The organism is Flavobacterium sedimenticola (genome assembly GCF_030053345.1).
GTDB classification, from domain to species: Bacteria; Bacteroidota; Bacteroidia; order Flavobacteriales; family Flavobacteriaceae; genus Flavobacterium; species Flavobacterium sedimenticola.
Map to the genome: position 1 here is coordinate 142,582 of NZ_JASGBP010000006.1, position 25,751 is coordinate 168,332.

Genomic DNA, 25,751 nt, shown 5'->3' on the forward strand with positions numbered 1-25,751 from the left:
TCTGAAAAGAGGCTTTTTTTATTGTAAGTCAATCACTCTTTCTTCGTGAAAAAACTGACCTTCAGCGGTCATGCCTTCAATAATAAATTTACCGGTTTTGAGGTTGTAATTGCCAATTTCAAAATAGAACTGTCCGTTGTCTTCGCTCTTTATCTTCGGAATCCAATGTATTAAGCCGAAGTTTTCAAAACCCACGCTTTGTGTGTTGCTGTAATCAACATTATGAAAATCGAAATAACGAGCAAAACCATCTTTAATATAAAATGAATTTGGATCTGTTTTTTGAATATAACTGTTCTTAGTATTGGTCTTTCTGTAGATTTTAATAACACCTTGATTGTTATTCATGCTGGCAACAATAGCATAAGGATCCAAATAAACTTCGTCAACTTCGTCACTACTCATCATATCTAACTCGTCTAAAGACAATACTTTTCGTTCATCAATATAAACCTCAGGAGTTGATTGTGCAGCATTCAAAGAGCTTCTGATTTTTGAATAAATTTGCACATCTCCTCTGTTTCTGATAACGGTAAAGCCATTCATCTCAATAAAACTAAGAATATCTCGAAAATGAACTGATTCGTCAATTTTATAAGATCTCAGATTGCCGTTACCGATTCTGTTTTCATAGGTTAGTTTTCTTTTCTTATTCTGCACTTTAACTTCCTCCAGTTGAATAATTCCGGCGCTCAACTTTGGGAGGTCAAAATCGGTTATATATTCGATGTTCTCTTCATCGGCACAAAGTGACAAGGTGTTTTTGAAAGGTTTGTTAAAGCTTCGTTTTCGGCCGATTACCTGCGGTCGAATTTCTGTTTTAATCGATTCAAAATCGGGAAGTTTTTGCAAGGACATGCTCACATACGTCGAATCGGCCAATAGAATATGGTCAAAGTGATACTCTCCCAGTTCCGTAATGTCGGATTGCATCATGATAAAATCTTTGAATGAAACTAATTTGGCCTTGTGATAGGTTTTTTTTGAGATTGATTCGTCAATTTTTCCTTTCAGGGTTATACCGACATCAAAGGAGTAGTGGGTTTTTGGAGCGCCAATTTTCATGGTTTCCCAATCGTATTTGGTTTTTTCCTGATGGAGTAACACCAAGTCCAATTCGTAGCGCTGTAAGCGCCCGGGATTGTTGAGGTAATAACTGGCATTTTCGAGCGCAGCGGTCAAATACGGATTTACAGTGAGTCCGGCAATGATGGAGTTGTTGTGGTACGATTTCGTTTCTTCGGGTAAAACCGAAATGCTCAGGGAGGAATTTTGATAGGCGCTGTACCCAACCAATTTAATTTTCCCTTCGGCATTTTTATTTTTGGCTACCGAAAAAGAAGTATCTCTTTTCGGAGTGATATAAATGAGTCGTTCCGCCCATTGTTTTAAATGGCTGTCAATGATTCTGACGGTGTTAATACCTTCAAACAATTCGGTGTTGTTCAGTACAATTTCAGCCTCATGCGTTGTCGGATTAAGTGCAATATCGTATAAGCTGTATTTTTGATCCTGATGCACGGCGAGATATAATGTATTCGAAACAAGAGAAGATACAGTGTTCTGATTTGATCTGATTTTGATGATGGTTTTTCCTTCTACGGTAAAATTGTTGATGTCTAATATGCAACCTATGGCTTCGGGACTTGGCAACCGTTTTTCGATGATTTTGTCTTTGAAACTCAGGCTGATTTTCAGATTGTCCTGCGTCGGAATAATTTCAAATTTTCCGTATCCGAATTTGTTGAGTTTTATGGTTTTCAGTATTTCATTTTTGTCGTTTTGTAATTGTACTTCTGTGTTTTCCGGAGCATTTCCTCTGCAATCCTGCAATTGAATGGCCATTTGATTCGGAATTCCCAAAACATAACTATTGCCTTCAGGAGTTAATTTTAGCGTCAAAGTTTCAGCGTTAATTTTAGCATAGTTTTTTAATCCTTCGTTAGGGTTAATGACGTGTATTTTAGTAACTGTAGATTCGTTTTCACTAAAATTATTCATCCAATTGGTGTAGGCCTGAATGTAATAAAGACCCGATTTTAATTTGGGTCCGAGCTCGATCTTTCCAAAAAAAATACCATTGCTGGCGTATTGCAATTTCTCAGAAACTGGATTCCCGTTTTCGTCATACAACACCATAAAAACATTGGTGGTAAAGTAAGGTTTATTGGTTTTTCGATTTATAATATAACCTTGATACCAAACGGCTTCGTTATTGATGAAGGTTGATTTGTCCAAATGCAAGTGTATGGCTTCTCGCTCCAAATCGAAATAATTTTCCAATACCGATGCAATTTTAGCTTTGTCGTCAGTGGCATTATTTTGAGCGCATAATGTGCCCAAAGCGGTAAGCAGGAAGAAGAGCGAGAGGTGTTTTTTGAGCGGCATAAAGTTGTATTTAACAGCTAAAATATAAAAAAATAGTTACAAAAATAAAAACGCCTCGAATTTCGAGGCGTTTTTGTAAACCTAATCAATAGGCCTTATTTTGAGTGGAATTTTTACATCATTCCCGGCATTCCGCCGCCCATTGGCATTCCACCGCCGGCGTTTTCTTCTTTAATTTCCACCAAAGCACATTCGGTGGTAAGTATCATTCCTGAAACGGAAGCCGCGTTTTCTAAGGCAACACGCGTCACTTTTTTAGGGTCGATAATACCGGCTTTAAGCATATCTACATATTCATCGGTTTTGGCATTATATCCAAAGTGGTCTTTTCCTTCCGATACTTTGGCTACTACTACAGAGCCTTCCAATCCGGCATTTTCCACGATGGTTCGCAACGGGGATTCTACCGCACGGGACACAATTTGAATACCGGTTGCCTCATCAGCGTTGTCGGCTTTTAACTGACTTAAAACCGATTTGGCTCTCAATAACGCCACACCGCCACCGGCTACAATACCTTCTTCTACAGCGGCACGAGTGGCATGCAAAGCATCATCCACACGGTCTTTTTTCTCTTTCATTTCAACTTCAGAAGCTGCACCTACGTACAATACGGCCACACCACCGGCTAATTTAGCCAAGCGCTCTTGGAGTTTTTCTCTGTCGTAATCAGAGGTTGTAGTCTCCATTTGGGCTTTGATTTGGTTCACACGGTTTTTAATCATATCGGCATCGCCGGCACCGTTAACCACGGTAGTATTGTCTTTGTCAATTGTTACTTTTTCGGCAGTACCCAACATTTCCAAAGTGGCATTTTCAAGGGTATAGCCGCTTTCCTCCGCAATTACGGTTCCACCGGTTAAGATGGCAATGTCTTCTAACATGGCTTTTCTTCGGTCACCAAATCCGGGTGCTTTTACCGCTGCAATTTTCAAGGCACCGCGTAATTTGTTTACTACCAAAGTAGATAAAGCTTCACCGTCAACATCTTCGGCAATAATCAATAATGGTTTCCCAGATTGGGCTACCGGTTCTAACACCGGTAATAATTCTTTTAAAGAAGATACTTTTTTGTCGTAAAGTAAAATGTAGGGTCTTTCTAATTCCACTTCCATTTTCTCCGGGTTGGTCACGAAATAAGGTGATAAATAGCCTCTGTCGAACTGCATTCCTTCTACAACATCCACATAAGTATCGGTTCCTTTGGCTTCTTCTACAGTAATCACCCCTTCTTTACCAACTTTACCGAAAGCTGTAGCAATCAAATCACCAATAACTTCGTCATTGTTGGCTGAAATAGAGGCTACTTGTTTGATTTTTTCGGAAGAACTTCCTACTTCTTGAGCTTGTTTTCCTAAGTCGGCTACAATGGCTTCCACAGCTTTATCAATCCCGCGTTTTAAATCCATTGGGTTGGCACCGGCCGCTACGTTTTTCAATCCTTCTTTTACAATGGCTTGTGCTAAAACGGTGGCGGTGGTGGTTCCGTCCCCGGCCAAATCATTGGTTTTAGAGGCCACTTCTTTTACCATTTGAGCACCCATATTTTCGAGCGCATCTTTCAATTCTACTTCTTTCGCCACAGAAACACCGTCTTTTGTTACGGTAGGTCCGCCAAATGATTTTGAAATGATAACGTTTCTGCCTTTTGGGCCTAAGGTTACTTTAACCGCATTGGCTAACGCATCTACACCGCGTTTTAAACCATCGCGTGCTTCAATATCAAATTTTATATCTTTTGCCATTTTTTTATTGTTTTTTGTCTTACTAATTAATACTCAAATCTTAATACCAACTTAGATGATGGCAAGAATATCATCTTCACGCATAATGAGATAATCTTTACCGTCGAATTTCAAATCGGTACCGGCATATTTTCCATACAATACCGTGTCACCAACTTTTACGGTTAACGGTTGGTCTTTTTTGCCGTTACCAACAGCCACTACAGTGCCTTTTTGTGGCTTTTCTTTGGCTGTGTCCGGGATGATAATCCCTGAAGCTGTTTGGGTTTCTGCCGGAGCAGGCTCCACAATGACTCTGTCTGCCAGAGGTTTAATGTTTAATGCCATAATACTATATTTTTAATGTTATTATAATTTTGTTGCCATCGGTTTTTCAGAAATTATGCCAATGGGTTTTTACTGTCATTTTTTCCTAAAAAAAATGCCAGCATGTCAGCGCTGGCATTTAAGAGAGAACCTTATGGGTTCTTATTTTTTCGGTTGCTCTACCGGTTTGGCAGGAGCAGGAGCTGCTTTTTCGGTTTGATCAATTACTTTGGAATCTGATTGACCGCCCATGGTTGGGAAACTCAAACTGGATAATAAAATCAAAATAATCAAAGCCGCACCTAATGTCCAAGTACTTTTGTCTAAGAAGTCGGTTGTTTTTTGAACACCACCCAACATTTGGGATCCGCCTAAAGAAGAAGACAATCCTCCGCCTTTAGGATTTTGCACCATGACAGCGATGATTAATAAGAAACAAACCAATGTTATTAATGCTAAGAAAATGGTAAACATAATGTATTGTAATTAATTATTATTTTGTTGTAAAACTTTAATGTCTGAAATTCGGTCTGCAAAGAAACTACTTTTTTCCGGATATTTCAAAATTAATATTTCATATGCTTGAATTGCCTTCGAATATTTTTTTTGTTCCAGATACACTCGGGCTAAGGTTTCGGTCATCAAATGAGACGTATCCTCAATTACAGGCTCTATTACCGGAGTTGTAGCTTCTTTTGAAACCGCAGGAATTTTCGGGTTGCTTTCAATGAATTTATCGATTAACTCCAATTTTCGCTGTTTTTCATCTTGCTGCGGAAAAGTGTTTTTCGGAATTTCTTCTCTTTGAATCGGTTTCAAACGCGATAATTGTAACCATTCTTGAAAAGAGTGTTTTTCGTTTTTAGAAAATTCCAATGGTTTGCCAATAGACAGTTTTTCTGATGCTTTTTGCTCTTCCTCGCCTCCGGCTTCTTTGATAGAAGTTAAAATAGATTGCTCCAAGGAATTAACCGCTTGTGGTTGAGAGGCTACAACGACATGTTCACTGCCGATAACACGCATATTCATTAACTCTTCGAGTTTTTTTTCGTACAAGCCTTTTTGAACCGATACAAAAGAATCAGAAGTGATAAAGTCAAATAAAATACTTCGATCTGTGGTGTAAGCAGCCGTAACTTTCAAGGCATAATTGTATTGAAAACTGTCTTGATTGTACAAGTGTTTTAACTTCAAGACACGCGCACTCTGGAAATAAGGGAAACTGCTCAAAACATCATCCAATGTTTGGGCATAACGATCGTTAATCGCTTCCGGTTTGTTGAGTAAATAAGTGTAATCGGTTAAATTCACAATCTTTTGTTTTCAATATTCTGGATAGGACGAGAATTGATAAAAGTCATTCTACCATTTGGCCAACGATTCATTAAAAATATCTTGTGTAATACGCTCAAAAATAACATCTAAGGCTTCCGACAATTGTGAGCCTACTAATTGATTATTACCACTGTAATCGTAAAAGAAAGAAAATCGTTTTTCAAAATTATCGGCTTCTTTGTTTTTATTAATAAAACGAACGTTCACGGCAATAGACAATCGGTTTTGTGCTGCTTTTTGATCAGCGGTTGCTGTCATGGGAGAGACACGGTATTCCACAATTTCGCCTTCATACAGCAAGTCACCGTTGGAATTGGTTAAATTGAGATTGGTTTGATTCTGAATCAAATCCTGTAATCGGAGCGTAAAAGTTCGTTCAATACCGGGTTCCACCAATTGGGCGTTATTTTGAAAATAATTCACCTGAAAGGTTTTGGCATTAATGCTGCCGGTGGTTCCGGTCAAATTGTATACGCCGCAACCATTTAGGCTGAATATAATGAGTAAGAGTAAGAAGCTTTTGAAGAATTTCATGAACAGATAAAAAGCAAAAGTAATTTTTTATTTTCGATTACGGTAAAATATCACCTTGATAGTAGAATTTGGCAAAGGTTGTGGTATTTTCATAAACCCCCAAATAATAATTATCTCGGGTTAGTGTTAGTGGCAATTGATTCGCATTGTACGTGTAATTGAAAACCTCGCTTTCAGGATCTTCCGAGCAATAGTCGTGTGATAACGGATTGTTGATGGAATTGTAATGACCGTTTATCCAAGGCGCGCTTTCCACAAAACTAAAGGCTCTGCAAATGGCCAGCGTTGCACTTCGTAACGGATTGGTGGTATTATCATAGGTAAAAGAGTTACAGCTGTTATTGGGTGAAAACCCCAATATATTATTGTTACTTGAGTAATTAACGGATACTTCATCCCAAACCACTTCATAGGCATTGCCATTGTCGTCATAATCTATAAAAGCTGTTTTTCCGTACGTTATCAGCTTCTCACTGTTAATTTTTGTCAACCTGTAGTTTTGAGTTAAATCTCCGGTGTAATAGGCGTCTAAGCCGGCATCATAAGTCAAAACTTGACCGTTTACACTAGTGACAAAGTTAGTGTTATCGTAGGTAAAAGTGTAGGTTTGATTGGCGCCAACGTCATTAAAAATTGTCGAACTGATGAGTCTGTTGTTGGCATCATACGTAAAATTTTGTACTACGGTTCCGTCGGCTTTTGTAATGTTACTCAATAAACCATCCGTATTGAAGTTCCATCGTCTTTCAATGGTCAATCCGGGATGAAAATCTACTCTTTGGAGTAGGTCGGTGTTATCCGGATTTTGTTCTGCGGTGTCATTGCTGCAAGACAGAATTGCAAATACCGAAAATAAAAACAAGCATAACTTTTTCATAATGAATAATTTCGTGCTTTAAAACTAACAAAATAATTTAGAATAAGGGTCGACTTACAAATCAAATTGTTTAATTTTTCGATACAAGGTTCGTTCCGAAATGCCTAATTCATCGGCAGCGGCTTTGCGTTTGCCTTTGTTGCGTTCCAGTGCTTTTTTAATCAGCTCCAGTTCTTTGGCTTCCAAACTCAAGGTTTCCTCTTCCTCAACCGTTTCGGCATCCAAGAAGTTGTGGTCGTCTTCATCGTCAAAATCGGTTTGCTGCGTTGGTTGAACCGAAGGAATCACATTCACACGAGGTGGTTCTTCGAATACAATTTCACTGTCATTGTTCGCCGAACCGTATACTTTTTGAATCAAACTCGGATTAATATCCTGTACTTTAGCGCCGTTTTTCATCAGTTCTAAAGTCAGCTTTTTCAAATCGTTTAAATCGCTTTTCATATCGAAAAGCACTTTGTATAAAATATCCCGTTCCGTAGCAAAATCACTTTCCGATTTTTTGCCGCCAACTACCGATGGCAACGTACTGCCTTCCATCGGCAGATAAGATTGTAAGGTTGCCAAAGAGATGTCGCGGTTGGTCTCTAAAACCGAAATCTGCTCCGCTACATTGCGCAATTGACGAATGTTTCCGCTCCAGCGATAGCGTTGCAAAAACTGAACAGCCTCATCACTTAACTTAATCGGTGGCATTTTGTATTTGTGTGCAAAATCGGATGCAAATTTTCGGAACAACAAATGGATGTCGTCTTTGCGATCCCGCAACGGCGGTAACGTAATATCTACGGTGCTTAAACGATAGTACAAATCTTCGCGGAATTTTCCTTTTTCAATCGCATCAAACATATTGACATTGGTTGCTGCTACAATGCGCACATTCGTTTTTTGGACTTGTGAAGAACCCACTTTAATAAACTCACCGTTCTCTAATACACGAAGCAATCTTACTTGAGTCGTCAGCGGCAATTCGCCTACTTCGTCCAAGAAAATGGTTCCGCCATCGGCCACTTCAAAATAGCCTTCGCGCGTGTTGGTCGCTCCGGTAAAAGCGCCTTTTTCGTGCCCGAATAACTCACTGTCAATGGTTCCTTCAGGAATGGCACCACAGTTAACGGCGATGTATTTGCCGTGTTTTCTGTGGGACAGCGAATGGATAATTCTAGGAATACTTTCTTTACCCACACCGCTTTCACCTACTACCAATACCGAAATGTCAGTCGGAGCGACTTGTATGGCTTTTTCTATAGCGCGGTTGAGTTTCGGGTCGTTCCCGATAATCTCAAAACGTTGTTTGATGCTTTGAACGGATTCCATGTTTTTTGTTTCAGGTTTCAGGTTTCAAGTTACTGCATTGGACTATAACCTACCGCTTCCCCAATTAAAGTGGCTGTGGTACAATCGGTGACTTTTACCAACACAAAATCACCTTCTTTGTAATGTTCTTTCGGGAAAACGGTAACTACATTTTCTGAGTTTCTGCCACTCCAGTGTTTGTCGGACTTCTTCGATTCTTTTTCAATTAACACTTCTACGGTTTGGCCCAAGAAACGCTTGGTTCTTTTTTCGCTTAATAGTTGTTGTAAGTCTACAATTTCTTGTAAACGTCTTTTCTTTACTGCTGCAGGAACATCGTCTTCCATTTTACGCGCCGCCAAAGTACCCGGTCTTTCGGAGTAGGCAAACATATAGCCGAAGTCGTATTCCACATATTCCATCAAACTCAAAGTGTCTTGGTGGTCTTCTTCTGTTTCAGTAGGGAAACCGGCAATCATATCTTGTGAAATCGAGCAATCCGGAATAATGCGTTTGATTTTATCCACCAATTCCATGTATTCTTCACGGGTGTGCTGACGGTTCATTTCTTTTAAAATTCGGGTACTTCCGCTTTGTACCGGTAAGTGAATGTAGTTGCAAACGTTGTCGTATTTGGCAATCACATGCAACACTTCTTCGTGCATATCCTGCGGATTCGAAGTCGAAAAACGAAAACGCATTTTCGGGAATTGCACGGCGCACATTTCTAACAATTGCGCAAAATCAACGGCCGTGGCTTTTTGCATGTCGGTGGCTTTGTCAAAATCTTTCTTCAAACCGCCGCCGTACCAAAGGTAGCTGTCCACATTCTGACCCAATAAGCAAACTTCTTTAAAACCTCTTTCCCATAAATCTTGGATTTCGGCCATGATACTTTGAGGTTCTCTGCTGCGTTCACGACCACGAGTAAAAGGCACTACGCAAAACGTACACATATTGTCACAACCTCGTGTAATCGAAACAAAAGCATTCACACCGTTGCTGTTCAAACGCACCGGAGAAACATCGCCATAGGTTTCATCTTTCGAAAGAATCACGTTAATCGCGTCGCGACCTTCTTCCACTTCTTTTAATAAATTCGGTAAGTCTTTGTAGGCATCCGGGCCAACGACCATGTCCACGATTTTTTCTTCTTCGAGGAACTGACTTTTCAACCGCTCGGCCATACAACCCAAAACACCCACTTTCATCCCCGGATTAATACTGCGTTTTACCGCTTGGTATTTTTCCAAACGCTTGCGCACGGTTTGTTCTGCCTTGTCTCGAATAGAGCAGGTGTTGACCAAAACCAAATCGGCTTCTTCTAATTTTTGAGTGGTGTTATACCCTTGTTCGGTTAAGATGGAGGCTACAATTTCGCTGTCCGAAAAATTCATCGCACAGCCGTAGCTTTCTATAAAGAGTTTTTTGCTGTTTCCTTCTTTGTGTTCTAAAACCAAGCTCGTGCCTTGTTTTTTCTCGTCAATTTCCTTTTCCATAAAATGATTTTCGCTTAATCGGATAGCAAAGATAATACTAAATTCGGAAATCTGACAAGTTGACAGTAAGGGTTTAACAAAAGTTTTGGAGCGAATGATTAGGGTTTACTTGGTAGCGGTATTCCCGCTGTTCGCTTTGCGCGGCATCGCTTCCATCGGGGCTAAAAAGGGTTTGTCTTTTGTTTCAGGAAACTTCCGGAAAAGGAACTTTTTAAAAGCAACATATATTAAGGTATACGCATCTCTTATTTGTCAATCACCGTTAAAAAGTAACACTAAATCGATATTTTAAAAAAAACGTTTACTTTTGTCCGCACAAACAATTGGGCTATGGCAAAGAATTTAGTTATCGTGGAGTCGCCGGCAAAGGCAAAAACAATCGAAAAATTTCTCGGAAGTGAATTTCAGGTAGAATCGAGTTACGGCCACATAGCCGACTTACCTTCCAAAGAAATAGGAGTAGACGTTGCCAACGGGTTTAAGCCCAAGTATGAGGTGTCTTCTGATAAAAAAGCTCTGGTCAAAAAACTGAAAGATTTATCTAAAAATGCGGAAACCGTTTGGTTGGCTTCCGATGAAGACCGCGAGGGAGAAGCCATTTCGTGGCATTTAGCGGAAGAATTGAAATTAGACAAAGCCAAAACCAAACGTATTGTTTTCCACGAAATTACCAAATCGGCCATTCAAAAAGCGATTGAAAATCCGCGCGGAATTGATTATAACTTAGTCAATGCGCAACAAGCCCGAAGAGTACTGGACCGTTTAGTAGGTTACGAACTCTCGCCGGTATTGTGGAAAAAAGTTAAAGGCGGATTATCGGCCGGACGGGTGCAATCGGTTTCGGTACGTTTGATTGTAGAACGCGAGAGAGAGATTCAGGAATTCAAGGCTGTAGCATCGTATTCGGTTACCGCTGAATTTACCAACGAAGCCGGAAAAACAGTCAAAGCCAAATTGCCGAAAAACTTCGCCACCCAAAAAGAAGCAGAAGACTTTTTGCAACAAAATATAGGTTCTATATATAAGGTAGCCGATTTGGAAACGAAGCCCACCAAAAAATCTCCGGCGGCACCGTTTACCACATCCACTTTACAACAGGAAGCTGCTCGTAAATTATATTTACCCGTAGGGATTACCATGCAAATTGCCCAGCGCTTGTATGAGGCCGGACTCATCACCTATATGAGAACCGACAGTGTGAATTTGTCGCAAGAAGCCATGACGGCAGCGCAAGCCGAAATCACTAAGTCTTACGGCCCTGAATTCAGCAAACCGCGAAATTTCAATACCAAATCCAAAGGTGCACAAGAAGCACACGAAGCAATTCGCCCTACCGATATGTCGCGCCATTCGGTAAACCTGGAGCGCGACCAAGCGCGTTTGTACGATTTGATTTGGAAACGAACTTTGGCTTCACAAATGAGTGACGCCGAATTGGAGCGTACCAATGTCAAGATAGAAGCCAACAACCATTCGGAAGTGTTTCAGGCCACCGGAGAAGTCATTAAATTCGAAGGATTCTTAAAAGTATATTTGGAAGGTAATGACGATGATGATGAAGAACAAGAAGGCATGTTGCCGGCTTTAAAGGTAAACGAACGTTTGAATAATGTTCATATCACTGCTCGTGAGCGATTTGCACAACCGCCAAGTCGCTATACCGAAGCATCCTTGGTGAAAAAATTGGAAGAATTAGGTATCGGTCGACCGTCAACCTATGCGCCAACCATTTCGACCATCATCAGTAGAAATTATGTGGAGAAAGGAAGTTTCGAAGGAGCCGAAAGAAAATACCATCATTTAGTATTGCAGAATGGTCAAGTTAAAAGTCAAGTATTAACTGAAACGACCGGTTCCGACAAAGGGAAGTTAGTGCCAACGGATATCGGAACCATTGTAAACGACTTTTTGGTGAAAAATTTTGCAGCCATTTTAGATTATAACTTTACGGCTAAAGTAGAACAGGATTTCGACGAAATTGCCGAAGGCAATATCGATTGGGCTACGATGATGCAGGATTTTTACAATAAATTCCATCCCAACGTAGAAGAGGTCGAGAAAAATGCAGAGCGTGAAAGCGGTGAACGCATCTTAGGAACCGATCCGAAAACCGGTAAACCGGTGTCGGTACGTTTGGGGAAATTCGGGCCTATGGCGCAAATCGGAGATGCAGAAGACGATAACAAACAATTTGCCAGCTTGCGTCAGGACCAAAATATTGGAAATATTACTTTAGAGGAAGCGTTGAATTTGTTTTTACTTCCCAAAAATTTAGGGACGTATAAAGGAGCAGAAGTAGAAGTGAACAATGGCCGTTTCGGGCCTTATGTCCGTTTCGGAAACCAATTCATTTCGTTACCCAAAGGAACCGATCCGTTAGATGTTACCATGGAAACGGCTCAAGAACTCATCAATCAAAAAGCCAAAGCCGATGCGCCGATTGCTACCTATAAAAATATGGATGTGCAAAAAGGAGTAGGGCGTTTTGGTCCTTTTATCAAGTGGAACGGGATGTTTATTAATGTCAATAAGAAGTACAATTTTGATAATTTATCGCAGTCTGATGTTGCTGAACTGATTGAAGAGAAATTACAAAAAGATATCGATAAAGTGATTCACAATTGGGTAGAAGAAGGCATCGTGGTGGAAAAGGCCCGTTGGGGAAAATCGGTCATTGTTAAGGGAAAAATCAAAATCGAATTGAATAAAGATGTTGATGCTTCAAAACTGACTCTGGAGCAAGTGAAAGAAATAATTGCTCAAAAGACTCCGGAAAAAAAGAGTGCTGCCAAAAAAGCAACCCCCAAAAAGACGGCCGCTAAGAAAACCACCACTAAAAAAACCGCAACCAAAAAGAAATAACACATGGAATTCGATTTTCTAACACCTTTAAGTCAGGATATCATTCAGTTTATCAAAGGATTATCTTCTCAGCATTTGGGCAGTAAAGTGGCTTTTCATACGGATAAAGAGTTTCCGGAAATTGATAAAATAAAAGTTGCTGTAATTGGTGTTTTAGAAAACAGAGGTGATGTACATGCTTTTGAAGAAGTCGATTTGACGTTAATTCGCAAAGAGTTGTATGCCATGTATCCGGGAAATTGGCAGAGCTCGATAGCCGATTTGGGGGATATTTTGCCGGGAAATTCTTTAGAGGATACCTATTTTGCGGTTCAAAAAGTAACGGCTAAACTGATTCGAAATGGGATTATTCCTGTTGTAATAGGAGGAACACAAGATCTAACATATCCCTTGTATAGGGCTTATGATAGTTTGGAGCAAATGGTAAATTTGGTGTCTATCGACAGTAAATTTGATTTCGGCAAGCAGGAAGATGGCATTTCTGCTCATTCCTATTTGTCCAAGATAATTTTAGATGAACCCAATAATCTTTTCAATTTCAGCAATGTCGGTTATCAAACGTATTACAACTCACAGGAGGAAATTGATTTGATTGAAAAACTTTACTTTGATGCCTATCGATTGGGCGAGATCTCAAATAATATTGCCTTGTCTGAGCCTGTTTTTCGCGATGCAGACATTGTTAGTATCGACTTGAATGCTGTAAAGTCTTCAGATTCAGGAAATTTGATTAATTTTACACCTAACGGATTTGACGGAAAAGAAATTTGTAGTCTGTCAAGATATGCCGGCATTAGTGATAAGGTAAGCTCGTTAGGAATTTTTAATCATCATAGCAGCAAAGAAGAAGCTGTTTTAGCAGCACAAATCGTTTGGTATTTTATAGAAGGAGTTAACTACCGTTCAAATGAATACCCTTTTGGGACAAAGGAGAATTATTTAAAGTACATTGTTCCGCTGGAAAATGAAGAATTGATATTTTACAAAAGTAACAAAACAGATCGCTGGTGGATTGAAATAAACTTTTTTGCAGGACAACACAATAAATTGAAAAAAAACACGTTATTACCTTGTTCGCATGAGGAGTACCTGATTGCCTGTAATCATGAAATTCCTGAGCGATGGTGGAAAGCGCAACGAAAAAATAGTATTTAATAAAAAAAAAGGGCATCGATTTAATATAAAATTATAAATTTTAACTTACAAAACAATCGATAAAGTGTATTTAGACAGATAAAAAGTGCATTTTATCGATAAAATGTTTTTTTAATAACTTTTTAAATTCTATTTTTGGAAAGTGAAAATTTATATACAAGGCATGCATAATAAAATTTAATATTATTTAATTGCTTTTTTGAAAAATAATAAATAGGTTTACGCCCTTAAAAAATAAAACATTCAAATAACCCCAATTTATATGAAGAAGGTCATTGCATTTGCGTCAGTTTTAGCTTTATTAACGAGCTGTGGACGGTCAAGCGACAAAGGTGAACTAGTAGGAGTTAAAGGAAAGAAATGGCATCCGGAGAAACCATTCGGAATGACTTTGATTCCTGGAGGCGCCTACATCATGGGTAAATCCGATGATGATTTAGCCAACGTTCAAGATGCGCCCACCAAAACAGTTACTGTGAGATCGTTTTATATGGACGAAACTGAAATTACTAACAGTGAATACCGTCAGTTCGTAGAGTGGGTTAAAGATTCTACGATTAGAGTTCGTTTGGCTATTTTGGCAGATGAAGTGGGTCAAACCTCAACAGGAAAAGGCGGTAAAGGCGGCAAAGCAGGCAGTATCGGTGATTTCGCGTTTAACGATACAGATCCGGCTAAAATGACCCCATACGATAAATATATGTATGAGAATTATTACAGTGTTGGGACTGATGATGATCCTTATGCAGGAAGAAGATTGAACAGAAAAGTTAAACTGATTACCGATACCAGCAAATATCCTGATGAATATTATTCAGAAGTAATGGATACTATGTATCTTCCTGTTGCTGAGTCTTTTAATGGTTTGAGAACCATAGATGTTAAAAAATTAAAATTCAGGTACTCATGGATGGACATTCAAGCCGCTGCTAAAGCTAAAGTAGGTAAGAGAAGTTCATTTATCAGAACAGAGCAACAAGAGGTTTATCCGGACACCACAGTATGGATTAAAGACTTTGCTTATTCATACAACGAGCCGATGCACAATGACTATTTCTGGCATCAGGCTTACGGAGAGTATCCGGTTGTAGGTGTAACTTGGAAGCAAGCTAAAGCATTTTGTGCTTGGAGAACCTTGAATAAAAATGCCTATATCAAATCGAAAAAGAAAAAGAACAGACCGGATTTGATTAACTCGTTCCGTTTGCCTACAGAGGCTGAATGGGAATATGCGGCTCGTGGTGGTCTGGAGTCAGGGACTTATCCTTGGGGTGGTCCATATGCTAAAAACGACAGAGGTTGTTTCTTGGCTAACTTCAAGCCAAACAGAGGTGATTATGCGGCGGATCAGGCATTGTATACTGTAGAGGCGAAGTCTTACGAGCCAAACGGATACAATTTATATAACATGGCCGGTAACGTAGCCGAATGGACAGATTCTGCTTATGATGCAGCAGCTTACGAGTATGTGTCTACCATGAACCCTACGGTACAAGATAACAAAAACATGCGTAAAGTAGTTCGCGGAGGCTCATGGAAAGATGTGGCTTACTTTTTACAAGTAGGAACCAGAGATTTTGAATACGCTGATACAGCCCGTAGTTATATCGGGTTCAGAACCGTTCAAGATTATATGGGAACTCAAGTAACAAAAAACGGTAAAGCACCAAGAAAGTAATTTCAAACCAACTTAATTATATTTAACTTAACTAACTAAAAATTTTTATTATTATGGCATTATTAAGCAAAAAAACGATGAATTTCGCTTACGGTATGGGAGCGGCGGTTGTAATTATCGGAGCATTATTTAAATTGATGCACTGGCCAGGTGCAAGTCTTATGCTTATTGTTGGATTAGGAACTGAGGCTCTAATCTTTGGTTTGTCAGCTTTTGATCCGGTTGATAAAGAATTAGATTGGTCATTGGTTTACCCTGAATTGGCAGGTGGTGAAGCCAAACCAAAAGATAAAAAAGAAGATCCAAAAGATGCACAAGGTTTATTGTCTCAAAAATTGGATAATATGCTTAAAGAAGCAAAAATTGATGGTCAATTAATGGAGAGCTTAGGAAATAGTATTCGTAATTTTGAAGGTGCTGCCAAAGCAATTTCTCCAACAGTTGATTCAGTAGCTTCTACAAAAAAATATGCTGAAGAAATGACTAAAGCAGCTTCACAATTAGAAACATTGAATGGTTTGTATCAAGTACAATTACAAAGTGCTGAAAGAAATGCTCAAATCAACAATGAAGTGGCCGAAAACAATCTTAAATTGAAAGATCAAATGCAGTCATTAACTTCTAACTTACAAACATTAAACAATGTTTACGGAGGTATGTTGTCTGCTATGAGTAACAAAGGATAATTAGTTTTTTGAACTATTTTTATTAACAAAACAATAAACTAATTAAGAAATGGCAGGAGGAAAATTAACCCCTAGACAGAAGATGATTAACCTGATGTACTTGGTTTTCATCGCGATGTTAGCATTAAATATGTCCAAAGAAGTATTGTCTGCTTTTGGTATTTTGAATAATAAAATTGTGGAATCTAACTCTATTGCAGATATCAGAAATGATTCTTCTTTCCAGCAATTAGCTCAAAAAGCCCAAGATCAGCCGTTACAGTTTGGTGCTAAAAAAGAGAAAGTGCAAAAAATCAGAGCACTTTGTAAAGAATACACCACTTACATTGAAAACTTAAAAACGGAGTTCACCAAAGAGTATCCTAAGGACCAAGATGGTAATTTACCTTTCGAAGCAATGGATAAAGGAGATAAAGTTGATGAAAAGTGGTTTGAAGGTGATAAACCATCTAAATCAGGGCAAGAGTTCTTAGATAAAATGAAAGACTTTGTAGCTCAGGTGAGACAAATCGGAGGAAGCGCTATTGCTGAATCGGAAATGAAAAAAATCGAAAAAAGATTTGCTGCTGAGCCTGTAAAATCTAAAAGTGCCGGAACAACTTTGAATTGGTTAGATTATAACTTCAAAGGCTTCCCACTTATTGCTACAGTAACTAAGTTATCACAATTACAAGCCGATATTAAAACAACTGAAAGCGATATCATTGCCGGTATGTTCCAAACGGACTTGGTGGCCGCGGCTTCATTAACGGCTTATCAACCGATTGTGGTGCCGGACAAAACCGCTTTCTTCCAAGGAGAAGCTGTAACCGGTAAAATTATCTTAGGTAAATTCGACCCTAACTTAGTGGCTAAGTCTGTTATAGTTAACGGGTCTTCTGTAAAAGCAGAGGCAGGACAAGCTAAGTTCTCTTTCGGCGCCGGAAATGTGGGTGAGCATGAAATTAACGGATCATTCAACTTTGATGAAAATGGTAAAGTGGTAAGTTTGCCTATAAAAGGAAATTACGTAGTAGTACCTAAGCCAAAGTCAGCTAACATTTCTGCTGATAAAATGAACGTAGTATATCGTGGTTTAGATAACCCAATGACTATCTCATTTGCCGGTATTTCTGATGATAAAGTGAAAGCAACTGCGACTGGTTTAAGACCTGCCGGTGCTCCTGGTAAATACAATTTGAATCCTGGTTCAGGTACTGAAGTTACAGTTAGTGTAAGTGCTACATTACCGGATAAATCTACAGTGTCTGACAAAAAGGTATTCCGTATTAAAAACATCCCTGCTCCGGCCGGTGCTATCGGTGGAGTAGTTGGAATTCAAAAAGGAGCTAAATCACGTTTAGAGGTTTCTACGGTTAGTGCAGATCTTCAAGATTTTGTGTACGACTTGAAATATGAAGTAACACGTTTCAGCTTTAAGGTTCCTGGTCAGGCAGCCATCATTGTAAACGGAAACAAAGTTAACGCACAATGTAAAGCGGCTTTAGCCAGAGCAGCCAAAGGCGATCAGATTTCTATTTTTGACATTAAAACTAAAATTATTGGTGCCTCAAACATCGTTCCGAAAGATGCTGCGCCGGTAATCTATGAAATACAATAAAATAATTTAAGTTGATAAAAACCTACTTAAATAACTTATATTATACAATATGAAAATTAAAAACCTTTTATCAGTCGTTTTTGCTGTGTCAGTAAGTGTTACTGCTTTTGCTCAGTCAAATTTGTTGAATGCCAAAGTCCCAAGTGAGATTGGTAAAAAAACACCTGCTCAGTTAATTTCTGACAATGATAAGCCATTACCTTACGGCTATGTTCATGATAGAGATGTATTGATGGGTAAGACTATCTGGGAGTTTGTCGATATCGATGAAAGAATTAATTTTCCGTTGTATTATCCTATTGATACTGCATTCGTGGGTAAGGAGAGACGTTCTTTATTCGATGTATTGGTGAAGAATATCAAGAATGGTAAGATAACTGAAGTGTACGTGGATGACTATTTTAATACTAAAAAGACATTCAAAGACATGGAAACTTCTTTTACTTATATCGATACAACCGATGCCGGTAAAGATGAAATCAACAATTACTATGACGAGTATATGTCAGGTAAAAGAGTTTTAGACCCGCAGTATATCAATAAAAAAGAATTAGATGCCAGTTACATTTCAGGCTACAAAATCAAAGGCTATTGGTATTTTGACAAACGTCAAGGAGAATTAAAATATCGATTGCTAGCTATTTGCCCGGTAACACCGGAAGCAAGAGATGCCGGAAATGAAAACGCTGACGTTATCGATTTGTTCTGGGTGTATTTCCCGGCTGTAAGAGACATATTGCACGAAGCAAAAGCTTTTAACGATAAGAACTCTGCGATGCCGATTACGTTTGACCATTTGTTAAATTCCCGTAGGTTTAACGGACAGATTTACAAAGAAGAGAATGTATACGGTGACCGTGAAATTCAGCAGTACATGAAGGACAATTCACAAATGCAACTTTTAGAGTCTGAACGTATCAAAGAGAAAATCAGAAGCTTTGAGTCAGACATGTGGAATTACTAATTCAATTTCAAAATACACAAAAACTCCCACCCAAAAGTGGGAGTTTTTTAATGCACTATGATAAGGACTGATTATATTATTGTTGGTTCGGGACTGGCCGGTATCGCTTTTGCAGAGACATTGTTGCAAAATGATAAATCATTTGTAGTATTCGACAATCACTCTCAAAACGCCACCCAAATTGCGGGAGGTTTATACAATCCGGTTATTTTAAAACGATTCAGTGAAGTTTGGAATGCCAAATATCAATTAGAATTGGCGGATGTCTTTTACCAAAGAATAGCTACCAAACTTGGCGTATCAATCGATTTTAAGACCCCTATTTACAGAAAGTTTTTTTCGGCAGAAGAACAAAACAATTGGTTCACAGCTTCCGACAAACCCAATTTAGCTCCTTTTTTATCCATAAAGGTTGTGCACAAAAAGTACCAAGCTATTGAAGCCCCTTTCGGATACGGAGAAGTACTGCATACCGGTTATGTAGACACCGAAAGTTTGCTCAAGCATTATCATGATTATTTAAAAAAATCGGAGAGATTGTTTGAAGATACTTTTGATTACGCTAAGTTGCAAATAACAGAAAATCAAGTGAGCTACGAAAACCTGTCAGCCAATCATATTGTTTTTGCAGAAGGATTTGGGTTACATCAAAACCCGTTTTTTAACTATTTACCGCTCGATGGTACCAAAGGTGAATTACTGCTGATTAAAGCACCCGATTTGGATATTGATGTTATTGTTAACACCAGTGTATTTATACTTCCTTTAGGGAATGATTTGTTTAAAGTGGGCGCTACCTATAATTGGGAAGACAAAACCAATACACCTACGGAAGAAGGAAAAAACGAATTGATTGAAAAACTCAAAGAAATCATCACCTGTGATTTTGAGATTATAGAGCACTGGGCCGGCGTTCGCCCGACGGTAAAAGACAGAAGACCGTTGTTAGGCACACATCATTTGCACAAATCGATTCACATTCTTAACGGACTCGGAACCCGAGGCGTTATGTTAGCTCCGGCCATGGCGTTGGATTTATTCGATTATATCGAGAAACAAAAGCCTCTTGATAAAACAGTTGACATCCGTAGATTTCCTATTTCTTAAGTGCTCCTTTGTCGTAATGCACAAATATGTTAATGTAAATATTACGCGCTAAACGTGCGGTCACCGGCATCAAAATGACTAATGCAGTAATAATGGCGGCAAAAGAAGTAATTAAATCCAATCCGATAAATACCTTGGCTATAATAAATGCCGCCACACCAATGGCTACTGTTAGTGCATAACTCACATACATAGCGCCATAAAAGAAGGAAGGTTCTATTTTATAATGCAGACCACAATGGCTGCATGATTCATGCATGTTGTAAATAGCTTTAAGATGGTACGGGTTTTTGTCCACATACATGTTTTCTTCATGGCATTTTGGACAACTTCCTGTTAAAATGCTATAGAGTTTGGTTCCTTTTTTTAACATTTGCAAAAATTTTATACAAAGGTAATTTTTTACATTCCTTTTAACTGTAACTTTTGTCACATTAATTATGTTAAACATACACAATTTGTCGGTTTCGTTTGGTGGTACCTTTCTTTTTGAGGAAGTCACATTCCGATTAGGAGCCGGCGATAGAGTGGGCTTAGTAGGCAAAAACGGAGCCGGTAAATCAACCATGCTCAAAATTTTAGCCGCAGATATCAAACCCGATAGTGGCAGTATAGCGACCGAAAAAGAACTCAAAATTGGTTTCCTACGTCAAGACATCGATTTCGAAAAAGGCAGAACGGTGCTGGAGGAGGCGTATCAGGCTTTTGAAGAGATAAAGCGCGCTGAACTCAAAATAGATGAAATCAACCATCAGTTGGCTACGCGAACCGATTACGAAAGCCAATCCTATTCTGATTTAATAGAACAATTAAGCGACGTCACGCATCATTACGAAATTTTAGGCGGCTATAACTATGTAGGTGAAACGGAAAAAATTTTGTTGGGTCTCGGATTCAAACGGGAGGATTTCAATAACCAAACGGATACTTTTTCGGGTGGTTGGCGCATGCGTATCGAATTGGCCAAATTGTTATTACAGTCCAATGACATTCTGTTGCTCGATGAGCCTACCAATCACTTGGATATCGAAAGTATCATTTGGCTCGAAGGGTTTTTGAAGAATTTTCCGGGTGTTGTGGTTATCGTTTCGCATGATAAAATGTTTTTAGACAATGTTACCAATCGCACTGTAGAAATTTCATTAGGTAAAATTTACGACTTTAATAAACCTTACACGCAGTATTTGGTACTGCGGGAAGAAATCCGTGAAAAGCAATTAGCGACACAAAAAAACCAACAAAAGAAAATCGAGGAAACCGAAAAACTCATCGAGAAATTCCGAGCCAAAGCCTCTAAAGCTTCCATGGCGCAATCCTTAATTAAGAAGTTGGACAGGGTAGAGCGCATTGAAGTCGATGAAGATGATAATTCGGTAATGAGCATCTCTTTTCCGGTATCGCAAACCCCGGGAAGGGTAGTTATTGAAGCGGCGCACGTTACCAAATCCTACGGTGATAAAACCGTCTTAAAAGATATTTCGCTTTTGGTAGAACGCGGCAGTAAAATTGCCTTTGTAGGGCAAAACGGTCAAGGAAAATCAACGTTGATAAAAGCCATTGTAAACGAATTTCAATACGATGGTTCCATAAAGCTGGGACACAATGTGCAGTTGGGTTATTTTGCCCAAAATCAGGCCGAATATCTCGACGGAGAAAAAACCTTGCTCGATACCATGCTCGAGGCCGCTACCGATACCAACCGAATGAAAGTGCGTGATATGCTTGGTGCTTTTTTGTTTCGTGGCGATGATGTCGAGAAAAAAGTAAAAGTACTTTCCGGCGGGGAACGAAACCGCTTAGCCTTATGTAAGTTGTTGCTGCAACCCATCAATGTGTTGTTGATGGATGAGCCCACCAACCACTTAGATATTAAATCCAAGAACGTACTCAAAGCAGCGCTTCAAAAGTATGAGGGGACCTTATTACTGGTTTCTCACGATCGTGATTTTCTTCAGGGAATGGCCAATATTGTATACGAATTTAAAGATCAAAAAATTAAAGAATACTTGGGCGACATTAACTTCTTCCTCGAGCAGCGCAATGCTGCCAATATGCGCGAGTTTGAAAAGAAAGATGTTGTGGCTCCTTCAACTTCAATTTCCAAAAAGGAAAGCAAGAATCTTTCTTATGAAGAACAAAAGAAAAACAAATCACTGCAAAATCGCCTGAGTAAAATTGAGAGCCAAATCCAACAACTTGAAAAAGAAATTCAGTCCGACGATAAAGCCCTGGCTTCCAACTACGACAAGCATATTGAAGATGCTAATTTCTTTGCGGCTTATGAAAAGAAAAAGCGAGCACTCGATCAATTGCTGGAAGATTGGGAAGTTGTTCAGGGAGAAATAGACAATTTATAAGCAATGTCTCTTTTGATTTTATGACATTTGTTGTTTAAACGGATGTCGCTGCTGCCAAACCAAGGTAGGTTCTAAATTAGGGAAAATGCGTGGCATCCATCGGTTAATCCACGAGTTGGTATGGTAAATGAATCCCGACATTATATTTGGTTCGGCGCCTACTGAACTTTTGATTTCCAAAGCGGTTCTTCCGAAGATGATTTTTTCAAAGTGGTTTTCAATGCCAAATTCGGTCATGTTGTATAACATGTTCAGGTATAGCATTTTATCTTTTTGATAGTGTTCGTCATAGCCTAAGAAGTAAGTTTCCAAAACGGTTCCGTTTAGTAAAAGGGAGTGAAATCCGATTAGGTCATTGTTTATAAAATACCCCATTACCCTAAACCGGTCGCCACACTGTTGTTTGAAAACAGAAAAGTGATTTCGAGCCAGAAAGAACGTATTGAATGGGGCATTTTTGGCCACATGATGATACAATTCATAAATCCGGCTTTCCCAAGAACAAATTTCCTCCAGCGATAATTCTCGTACCGATAGTCCTTCCGATTTTTTGCGGGCTCTTTTGTATTGGTCCCGGTATTTTTTGGAAAAAGCCGATACATAATCGCCTGAATTCTGCCAACTTTTATGAAGTGTAAAAATCATATTGGGCTGGGTATTGAATTCGTAAATGGAACTAAAATGAAACTTTTTTAATTCGGCAGCACAATGTGAATAAAAATCTTTAAAGGAAACAATGTGAATCTTGATGTTTTGTTTCTTGAAATAGTCAATTAAAGCGTTTGCCGCTTGATGCAATAGCATGGAAATAGCTTCAAAGTTCATTTCCTTACAAAAAATATAGCCGTTTTGTCCGGTTATCATATTATTGCCCAAAAATAAAACATGCGAAGCTAAATTTTTAAAGACCAAATTTCGAACGGTGGTTTTTAAACATTGATCGCGTTCCCCGAACGATTCTAATTTGTTTAGATTAAGATATTGCGACAAAGCAACCCCGACCAAGAGATTGTCTTCAAAAATCCCTATAAAAAAACACTGCATGTTGGTAGGTGCCGAGCTTTCAAGAACTTTCAAATAGTGCGTTTGCAGAAACACATTGTCATGAGCTACCCTGTCCCAATTATCAGGGAGTTGTTGTGTTGACGTATAAATATGAAAAGAATGGTGGCTCAAAACAAAAAAAATCGCTCCACAAATGTAGAGCGATTGTACTATAATAAAATGTTAATTATTTCATCATACAAATGATACCTCCCATGATAGCCGAGCATACGGCCCAATAGCCGCCCACGATAAAAACGTACTTAAAACTTCTTCTCTCAAATAAGGAGTTGGTACCAACTACAGGAAGTATCAGAAAGAGACCGGTCATAAAGCCATGCAAAGCGCCGTGCTTGAAGGTGCGAAAGGCATCTCCATGGGCTTCCATGAACGCCTTATACTGCGGGTCGTTAACATTACCTTCCACAGTTCCGAAAACACCAAATTGGTGAATCACCAAGAATTGTAAAATAAAAGCAATAAAAAAGGCATACACCAGAGCCAGTCCAAATATCTTGGCCATGTTAGCTCCTTTGGCATCTGCTTCAGTCATTCCTACTTCTTTCATCCAGGCATTACCGAAAACTTTAGGGTTGTACCATATAAATCCGACGACTAAAGTCGACAAAGCGGCTAGCACCAAGGCTAAAAAATTGACATTCATAATTTTAAGTTTTATGGTTAGTACATCAAATATAAAAAAATATTTATAATTCAATTTGCCTTACAAATGAAGTCAAAATGTTAAATAAATTCAACGTAATGTAAGATAAATAGCTAAAAAAAATCTTAATAAATGCATTTCGTCGATTATTTTTGTTTTTAAACGACCTTTCTGCTAGTTTTACTTCGTCAATAACCCCAAATGTAAATAATATGAAATCTATTTTTACCTATCTAGCAGTTCTTTTGATTTCTACCTCAATGTGGGCAGATATATCTCCTAAAGAAAAAAATGCTTTAGTGAAATTGTACAAAGCCACAAAAGGAGCACAATGGACCCATAAATGGGACTTAAAAGCGCCGGTTGCTTCGTGGTATGGTGTAGAGATCAAAAACGATAAAGTGACTTCTTTGAAACTAATGAATAATAATTTGGTAGGCGAACTGCCAACCGAAATAGGCGATTTAACTTCGTTGGAAGTACTTAACCTCTTCCGAAATGACATCTCCGGGACATTACCGGCTTCTATCGGGAACTTAAAAAGTTTAACCAAATTGAATATTGCTTTCAATAAAATATCAGGGGCGTTACCGGAAACCTTGGGTAATGCCACCCAACTAAAATCTATTGAAATGCATATGAACCGTTTAACAGGTGTATTGCCTAACAGTATCGGAAGTTTATCCGCTCTTGAAACGCTTTCGTTATTTAATAATGAAATTGAGGGTTCTATTCCGGCTTCATACTATCAATTAAAGTCGCTTAAAGTGTTATTGCTAAACAGCAACAAACTTACCGGGAAATTAGAAAAAGAGGTGTCTAACCTTTCTTCTCTGGAAACCTTAAGTTTATTCGAAAATAAAATGGATGGTCAAGTGCCGTTTGATTTGGAAAAATTACACAACCTGAAAGAAATGAACATCTCTTACAATATGTTCAACGGGTTTGTATCGCGTAATTTAGCCAAATTAGACACGCTCAATATGACGATGATTAATGAAGAGGGCGTGGCAACCACTTTAAAAGTAAGTATCGATAAAAATTCAGCTTTTGCCGCTGATGAATAATACGTTTTGTGTTGGTTTTTTTGGAAAGAGGTCTCAATGCTCCCATTTGAGACCTCTTTTTTATATCCTACTTACCCGGTTAAATGTAGTTTTTTTAAAAAATAGCTTGCGTTTATCAATAATCGTTGTATATTTGCACTCGAAACAGCGCGGGATAGAGCAGTAGGCAGCTCGTCGGGCTCATAACCCGAAGGTCACAGGTTCGAGTCCTGTTCCCGCTACTAAGATTAAGCCATTCCAAAGGAGTGGCTTTTTTCATTTCCTCCTTTAGGTAATACGTTGTTCTATTTGACATAATGCATGTTTTGATATAGTATTCATATAGTAAGTAGGGCGCAGGTAGGACGCAGATAGGGAGTTACTCCTAAGGCGGGTGTAAACTTTATATTATTGATAAATACATCCAGGATAAAAGTAGAATTAAGTCAAACTTTTATTTAGTTTAATACTTTTGAATTGTGGGTTTATAGTAGTTTTTCAGGATTCAATTTGAAAGCTCTAACCAAGGTTGTTTACGACACAAAAACCTCGACAAACCGGTAAAGAGGAGAATGATTAAGGAGGAGGAGTCGATGAGGTTTATTTTA

The 25,751-nt window shown here is 38.8% G+C and carries 21 protein-coding genes and 1 tRNA gene; 10 read left to right on the forward strand and 12 right to left on the reverse strand.

Annotated elements, in window-relative coordinates; genetic code table 11:
* Nucleotides 1–18: 18 nt before the first annotated feature.
* The 9 genes from QHT84_RS10540 to miaB all read right to left on the reverse strand — a co-directional run bounded on the left by QHT84_RS10540 (nucleotide 19) and on the right by miaB (nucleotide 9,980).
* Nucleotides 19–2,388 carry a hypothetical protein gene (locus QHT84_RS10540; protein ID WP_283239524.1) on the reverse strand — a complete coding sequence of 790 codons (2,370 nt, stop codon included), beginning with the start codon at nucleotides 2,386–2,388 and terminating at the stop codon, nucleotides 19–21.
* Between the two features lie 113 nt (nucleotides 2,389–2,501).
* Complete coding sequence (groL, locus tag QHT84_RS10545; protein WP_283239525.1) at nucleotides 2,502–4,133, reverse strand: chaperonin GroEL; 1,632 nt, start codon at nucleotides 4,131–4,133, stop codon at nucleotides 2,502–2,504.
* A 51-nt stretch (nucleotides 4,134–4,184) separates the two neighbouring features.
* Nucleotides 4,185–4,460 (reverse strand): co-chaperone GroES, encoded by a 276-nt coding sequence (locus QHT84_RS10550; RefSeq protein WP_283239526.1) that lies wholly within the window; start codon nucleotides 4,458–4,460, stop codon nucleotides 4,185–4,187.
* A 141-nt stretch (nucleotides 4,461–4,601) separates the two neighbouring features.
* Nucleotides 4,602–4,913 carry a preprotein translocase subunit SecG gene (gene secG, locus QHT84_RS10555; RefSeq protein ID WP_283239527.1) on the reverse strand — a complete coding sequence of 104 codons (312 nt, stop codon included), beginning with the start codon at nucleotides 4,911–4,913 and terminating at the stop codon, nucleotides 4,602–4,604.
* A gap of 12 nt (nucleotides 4,914–4,925) precedes the next feature.
* Nucleotides 4,926–5,750, reverse strand: coding sequence for a tetratricopeptide repeat protein (locus tag QHT84_RS10560; RefSeq protein ID WP_283239528.1), 825 nt, complete (start codon nucleotides 5,748–5,750; stop codon nucleotides 4,926–4,928).
* Nucleotides 5,751–5,801: 51 nt separating this feature from the next.
* Nucleotides 5,802–6,308, reverse strand: coding sequence for an LptE family protein (locus QHT84_RS10565; RefSeq protein ID WP_283239529.1), 507 nt, complete (start codon nucleotides 6,306–6,308; stop codon nucleotides 5,802–5,804).
* A 37-nt stretch (nucleotides 6,309–6,345) separates the two neighbouring features.
* Nucleotides 6,346–7,185: a hypothetical protein gene (locus tag QHT84_RS10570; protein WP_283239530.1), complete on the reverse strand. Its 840-nt coding sequence runs from the start codon at nucleotides 7,183–7,185 to the stop codon at nucleotides 6,346–6,348.
* Between the two features lie 54 nt (nucleotides 7,186–7,239).
* Complete coding sequence (locus tag QHT84_RS10575; protein ID WP_283239531.1) at nucleotides 7,240–8,502, reverse strand: sigma-54 interaction domain-containing protein; 1,263 nt, start codon at nucleotides 8,500–8,502, stop codon at nucleotides 7,240–7,242.
* 29 nt (nucleotides 8,503–8,531) lie between these two features.
* Nucleotides 8,532–9,980 (reverse strand): tRNA (N6-isopentenyl adenosine(37)-C2)-methylthiotransferase MiaB, encoded by a 1,449-nt coding sequence (gene miaB, locus QHT84_RS10580; protein ID WP_283239532.1) that lies wholly within the window; start codon nucleotides 9,978–9,980, stop codon nucleotides 8,532–8,534.
* 330 nt (nucleotides 9,981–10,310) lie between these two features.
* On the opposite strand from miaB, the gene topA reads away from it, so the two are divergent.
* The 7 genes from topA (at nucleotide 10,311) to QHT84_RS10615 (ending at nucleotide 20,032) form a co-directional block, all read left to right on the forward strand.
* On the forward strand, nucleotides 10,311–12,842 hold the full coding sequence (gene topA / locus QHT84_RS10585) for a type I DNA topoisomerase (protein WP_283239533.1): 2,532 nt from the start codon (nucleotides 10,311–10,313) through the stop codon (nucleotides 12,840–12,842).
* A 3-nt stretch (nucleotides 12,843–12,845) separates the two neighbouring features.
* The gene (locus QHT84_RS10590; RefSeq protein ID WP_283239534.1) at nucleotides 12,846–13,997 is read left to right on the forward strand and encodes a formimidoylglutamase; all 1,152 of its coding nucleotides are present in this window, start codon (nucleotides 12,846–12,848) and stop codon (nucleotides 13,995–13,997) included.
* A 262-nt stretch (nucleotides 13,998–14,259) separates the two neighbouring features.
* Entirely contained in the window at nucleotides 14,260–15,675 is a 1,416-nt protein-coding gene (gene porK, locus QHT84_RS10595; protein ID WP_283239535.1) for a T9SS ring complex lipoprotein PorK/GldK, read from the forward strand.
* Between the two features lie 53 nt (nucleotides 15,676–15,728).
* On the forward strand, nucleotides 15,729–16,361 hold the full coding sequence (porL, locus tag QHT84_RS10600; RefSeq protein ID WP_283239536.1) for a type IX secretion system motor protein PorL/GldL: 633 nt from the start codon (nucleotides 15,729–15,731) through the stop codon (nucleotides 16,359–16,361).
* 49 nt (nucleotides 16,362–16,410) lie between these two features.
* A complete protein-coding gene (gene porM, locus QHT84_RS10605; RefSeq protein WP_283239537.1) occupies nucleotides 16,411–17,961 on the forward strand; it encodes a type IX secretion system motor protein PorM/GldM in 1,551 nt (516 codons plus the stop codon).
* A gap of 49 nt (nucleotides 17,962–18,010) precedes the next feature.
* Entirely contained in the window at nucleotides 18,011–18,925 is a 915-nt protein-coding gene (porN, locus tag QHT84_RS10610) for a type IX secretion system ring subunit PorN/GldN (RefSeq protein WP_283239538.1), read from the forward strand.
* Between the two features lie 57 nt (nucleotides 18,926–18,982).
* Nucleotides 18,983–20,032: an NAD(P)/FAD-dependent oxidoreductase gene (locus QHT84_RS10615; RefSeq protein ID WP_283239539.1), complete on the forward strand. Its 1,050-nt coding sequence runs from the start codon at nucleotides 18,983–18,985 to the stop codon at nucleotides 20,030–20,032.
* Here QHT84_RS10615 and QHT84_RS10620 read toward each other — a convergent pair.
* Complete coding sequence (locus QHT84_RS10620) at nucleotides 20,022–20,405, reverse strand: DUF983 domain-containing protein (protein ID WP_283239540.1); 384 nt, start codon at nucleotides 20,403–20,405, stop codon at nucleotides 20,022–20,024. The two genes, QHT84_RS10615 and QHT84_RS10620, sit on opposite strands and share 11 nt — an antisense overlap.
* Nucleotides 20,406–20,472: 67 nt before the next feature.
* Here QHT84_RS10620 and QHT84_RS10625 point away from each other — a divergent pair, with 67 nt between their 5' ends.
* Nucleotides 20,473–22,389, forward strand: a complete 1,917-nt coding sequence (locus QHT84_RS10625; RefSeq protein WP_283239541.1) for an ABC-F family ATP-binding cassette domain-containing protein — start codon at nucleotides 20,473–20,475, stop codon at nucleotides 22,387–22,389.
* An 18-nt stretch (nucleotides 22,390–22,407) separates the two neighbouring features.
* Here the strand turns inward: QHT84_RS10625 and QHT84_RS10630 are convergent, their stop codons facing one another.
* Together QHT84_RS10630 and QHT84_RS10635 are read right to left on the reverse strand one after the other, a co-directional pair.
* Nucleotides 22,408–23,466 carry a GNAT family N-acetyltransferase gene (locus QHT84_RS10630; RefSeq protein ID WP_283239542.1) on the reverse strand — a complete coding sequence of 353 codons (1,059 nt, stop codon included), beginning with the start codon at nucleotides 23,464–23,466 and terminating at the stop codon, nucleotides 22,408–22,410.
* 154 nt (nucleotides 23,467–23,620) lie between these two features.
* Nucleotides 23,621–24,097, reverse strand: a complete 477-nt coding sequence (locus QHT84_RS10635; protein WP_283239543.1) for a DUF1761 domain-containing protein — start codon at nucleotides 24,095–24,097, stop codon at nucleotides 23,621–23,623.
* A gap of 212 nt (nucleotides 24,098–24,309) precedes the next feature.
* Between QHT84_RS10635 and QHT84_RS10640 the strand changes: the two genes are divergently transcribed.
* Complete coding sequence (locus QHT84_RS10640; protein ID WP_283239544.1) at nucleotides 24,310–25,164, forward strand: leucine-rich repeat domain-containing protein; 855 nt, start codon at nucleotides 24,310–24,312, stop codon at nucleotides 25,162–25,164.
* Nucleotides 25,165–25,312: 148 nt separating this feature from the next.
* A tRNA-Met gene (locus QHT84_RS10645) sits at nucleotides 25,313–25,385 on the forward strand.
* Nucleotides 25,386–25,751 lie beyond the last annotated feature (366 nt).

Coding starts and splice junctions, on each gene's coding strand:
- QHT84_RS10590 (WP_283239534.1), top strand. CDS start 12,846: ATGGAATTCGATTTTCTAACACCTTTAAGTCAGGATATCATTCAGTTT.
- QHT84_RS10620 (WP_283239540.1), bottom strand. CDS start 20,405: ATGTTAAAAAAAGGAACCAAACTCTATAGCATTTTAACAGGAAGTTGT.
- QHT84_RS10635 (WP_283239543.1), bottom strand. CDS start 24,097: ATGAATGTCAATTTTTTAGCCTTGGTGCTAGCCGCTTTGTCGACTTTA.
- porM (WP_283239537.1), top strand. CDS start 16,411: ATGGCAGGAGGAAAATTAACCCCTAGACAGAAGATGATTAACCTGATG.
- secG (WP_283239527.1), bottom strand. CDS start 4,913: ATGTTTACCATTTTCTTAGCATTAATAACATTGGTTTGTTTCTTATTA.
- miaB (WP_283239532.1), bottom strand. CDS start 9,980: ATGGAAAAGGAAATTGACGAGAAAAAACAAGGCACGAGCTTGGTTTTA.
- porN (WP_283239538.1), top strand. CDS start 18,011: ATGAAAATTAAAAACCTTTTATCAGTCGTTTTTGCTGTGTCAGTAAGT.
- QHT84_RS10540 (WP_283239524.1), bottom strand. CDS start 2,388: ATGCCGCTCAAAAAACACCTCTCGCTCTTCTTCCTGCTTACCGCTTTG.
- QHT84_RS10550 (WP_283239526.1), bottom strand. CDS start 4,460: ATGGCATTAAACATTAAACCTCTGGCAGACAGAGTCATTGTGGAGCCT.
- QHT84_RS10565 (WP_283239529.1), bottom strand. CDS start 6,308: ATGAAATTCTTCAAAAGCTTCTTACTCTTACTCATTATATTCAGCCTA.
- QHT84_RS10625 (WP_283239541.1), top strand. CDS start 20,473: ATGTTAAACATACACAATTTGTCGGTTTCGTTTGGTGGTACCTTTCTT.
- QHT84_RS10570 (WP_283239530.1), bottom strand. CDS start 7,185: ATGAAAAAGTTATGCTTGTTTTTATTTTCGGTATTTGCAATTCTGTCT.
- porL (WP_283239536.1), top strand. CDS start 15,729: ATGGCATTATTAAGCAAAAAAACGATGAATTTCGCTTACGGTATGGGA.
- porK (WP_283239535.1), top strand. CDS start 14,260: ATGAAGAAGGTCATTGCATTTGCGTCAGTTTTAGCTTTATTAACGAGC.
- groL (WP_283239525.1), bottom strand. CDS start 4,133: ATGGCAAAAGATATAAAATTTGATATTGAAGCACGCGATGGTTTAAAA.
- QHT84_RS10575 (WP_283239531.1), bottom strand. CDS start 8,502: ATGGAATCCGTTCAAAGCATCAAACAACGTTTTGAGATTATCGGGAAC.
- QHT84_RS10640 (WP_283239544.1), top strand. CDS start 24,310: ATGAAATCTATTTTTACCTATCTAGCAGTTCTTTTGATTTCTACCTCA.
- QHT84_RS10615 (WP_283239539.1), top strand. CDS start 18,983: ATGATAAGGACTGATTATATTATTGTTGGTTCGGGACTGGCCGGTATC.
- topA (WP_283239533.1), top strand. CDS start 10,311: ATGGCAAAGAATTTAGTTATCGTGGAGTCGCCGGCAAAGGCAAAAACA.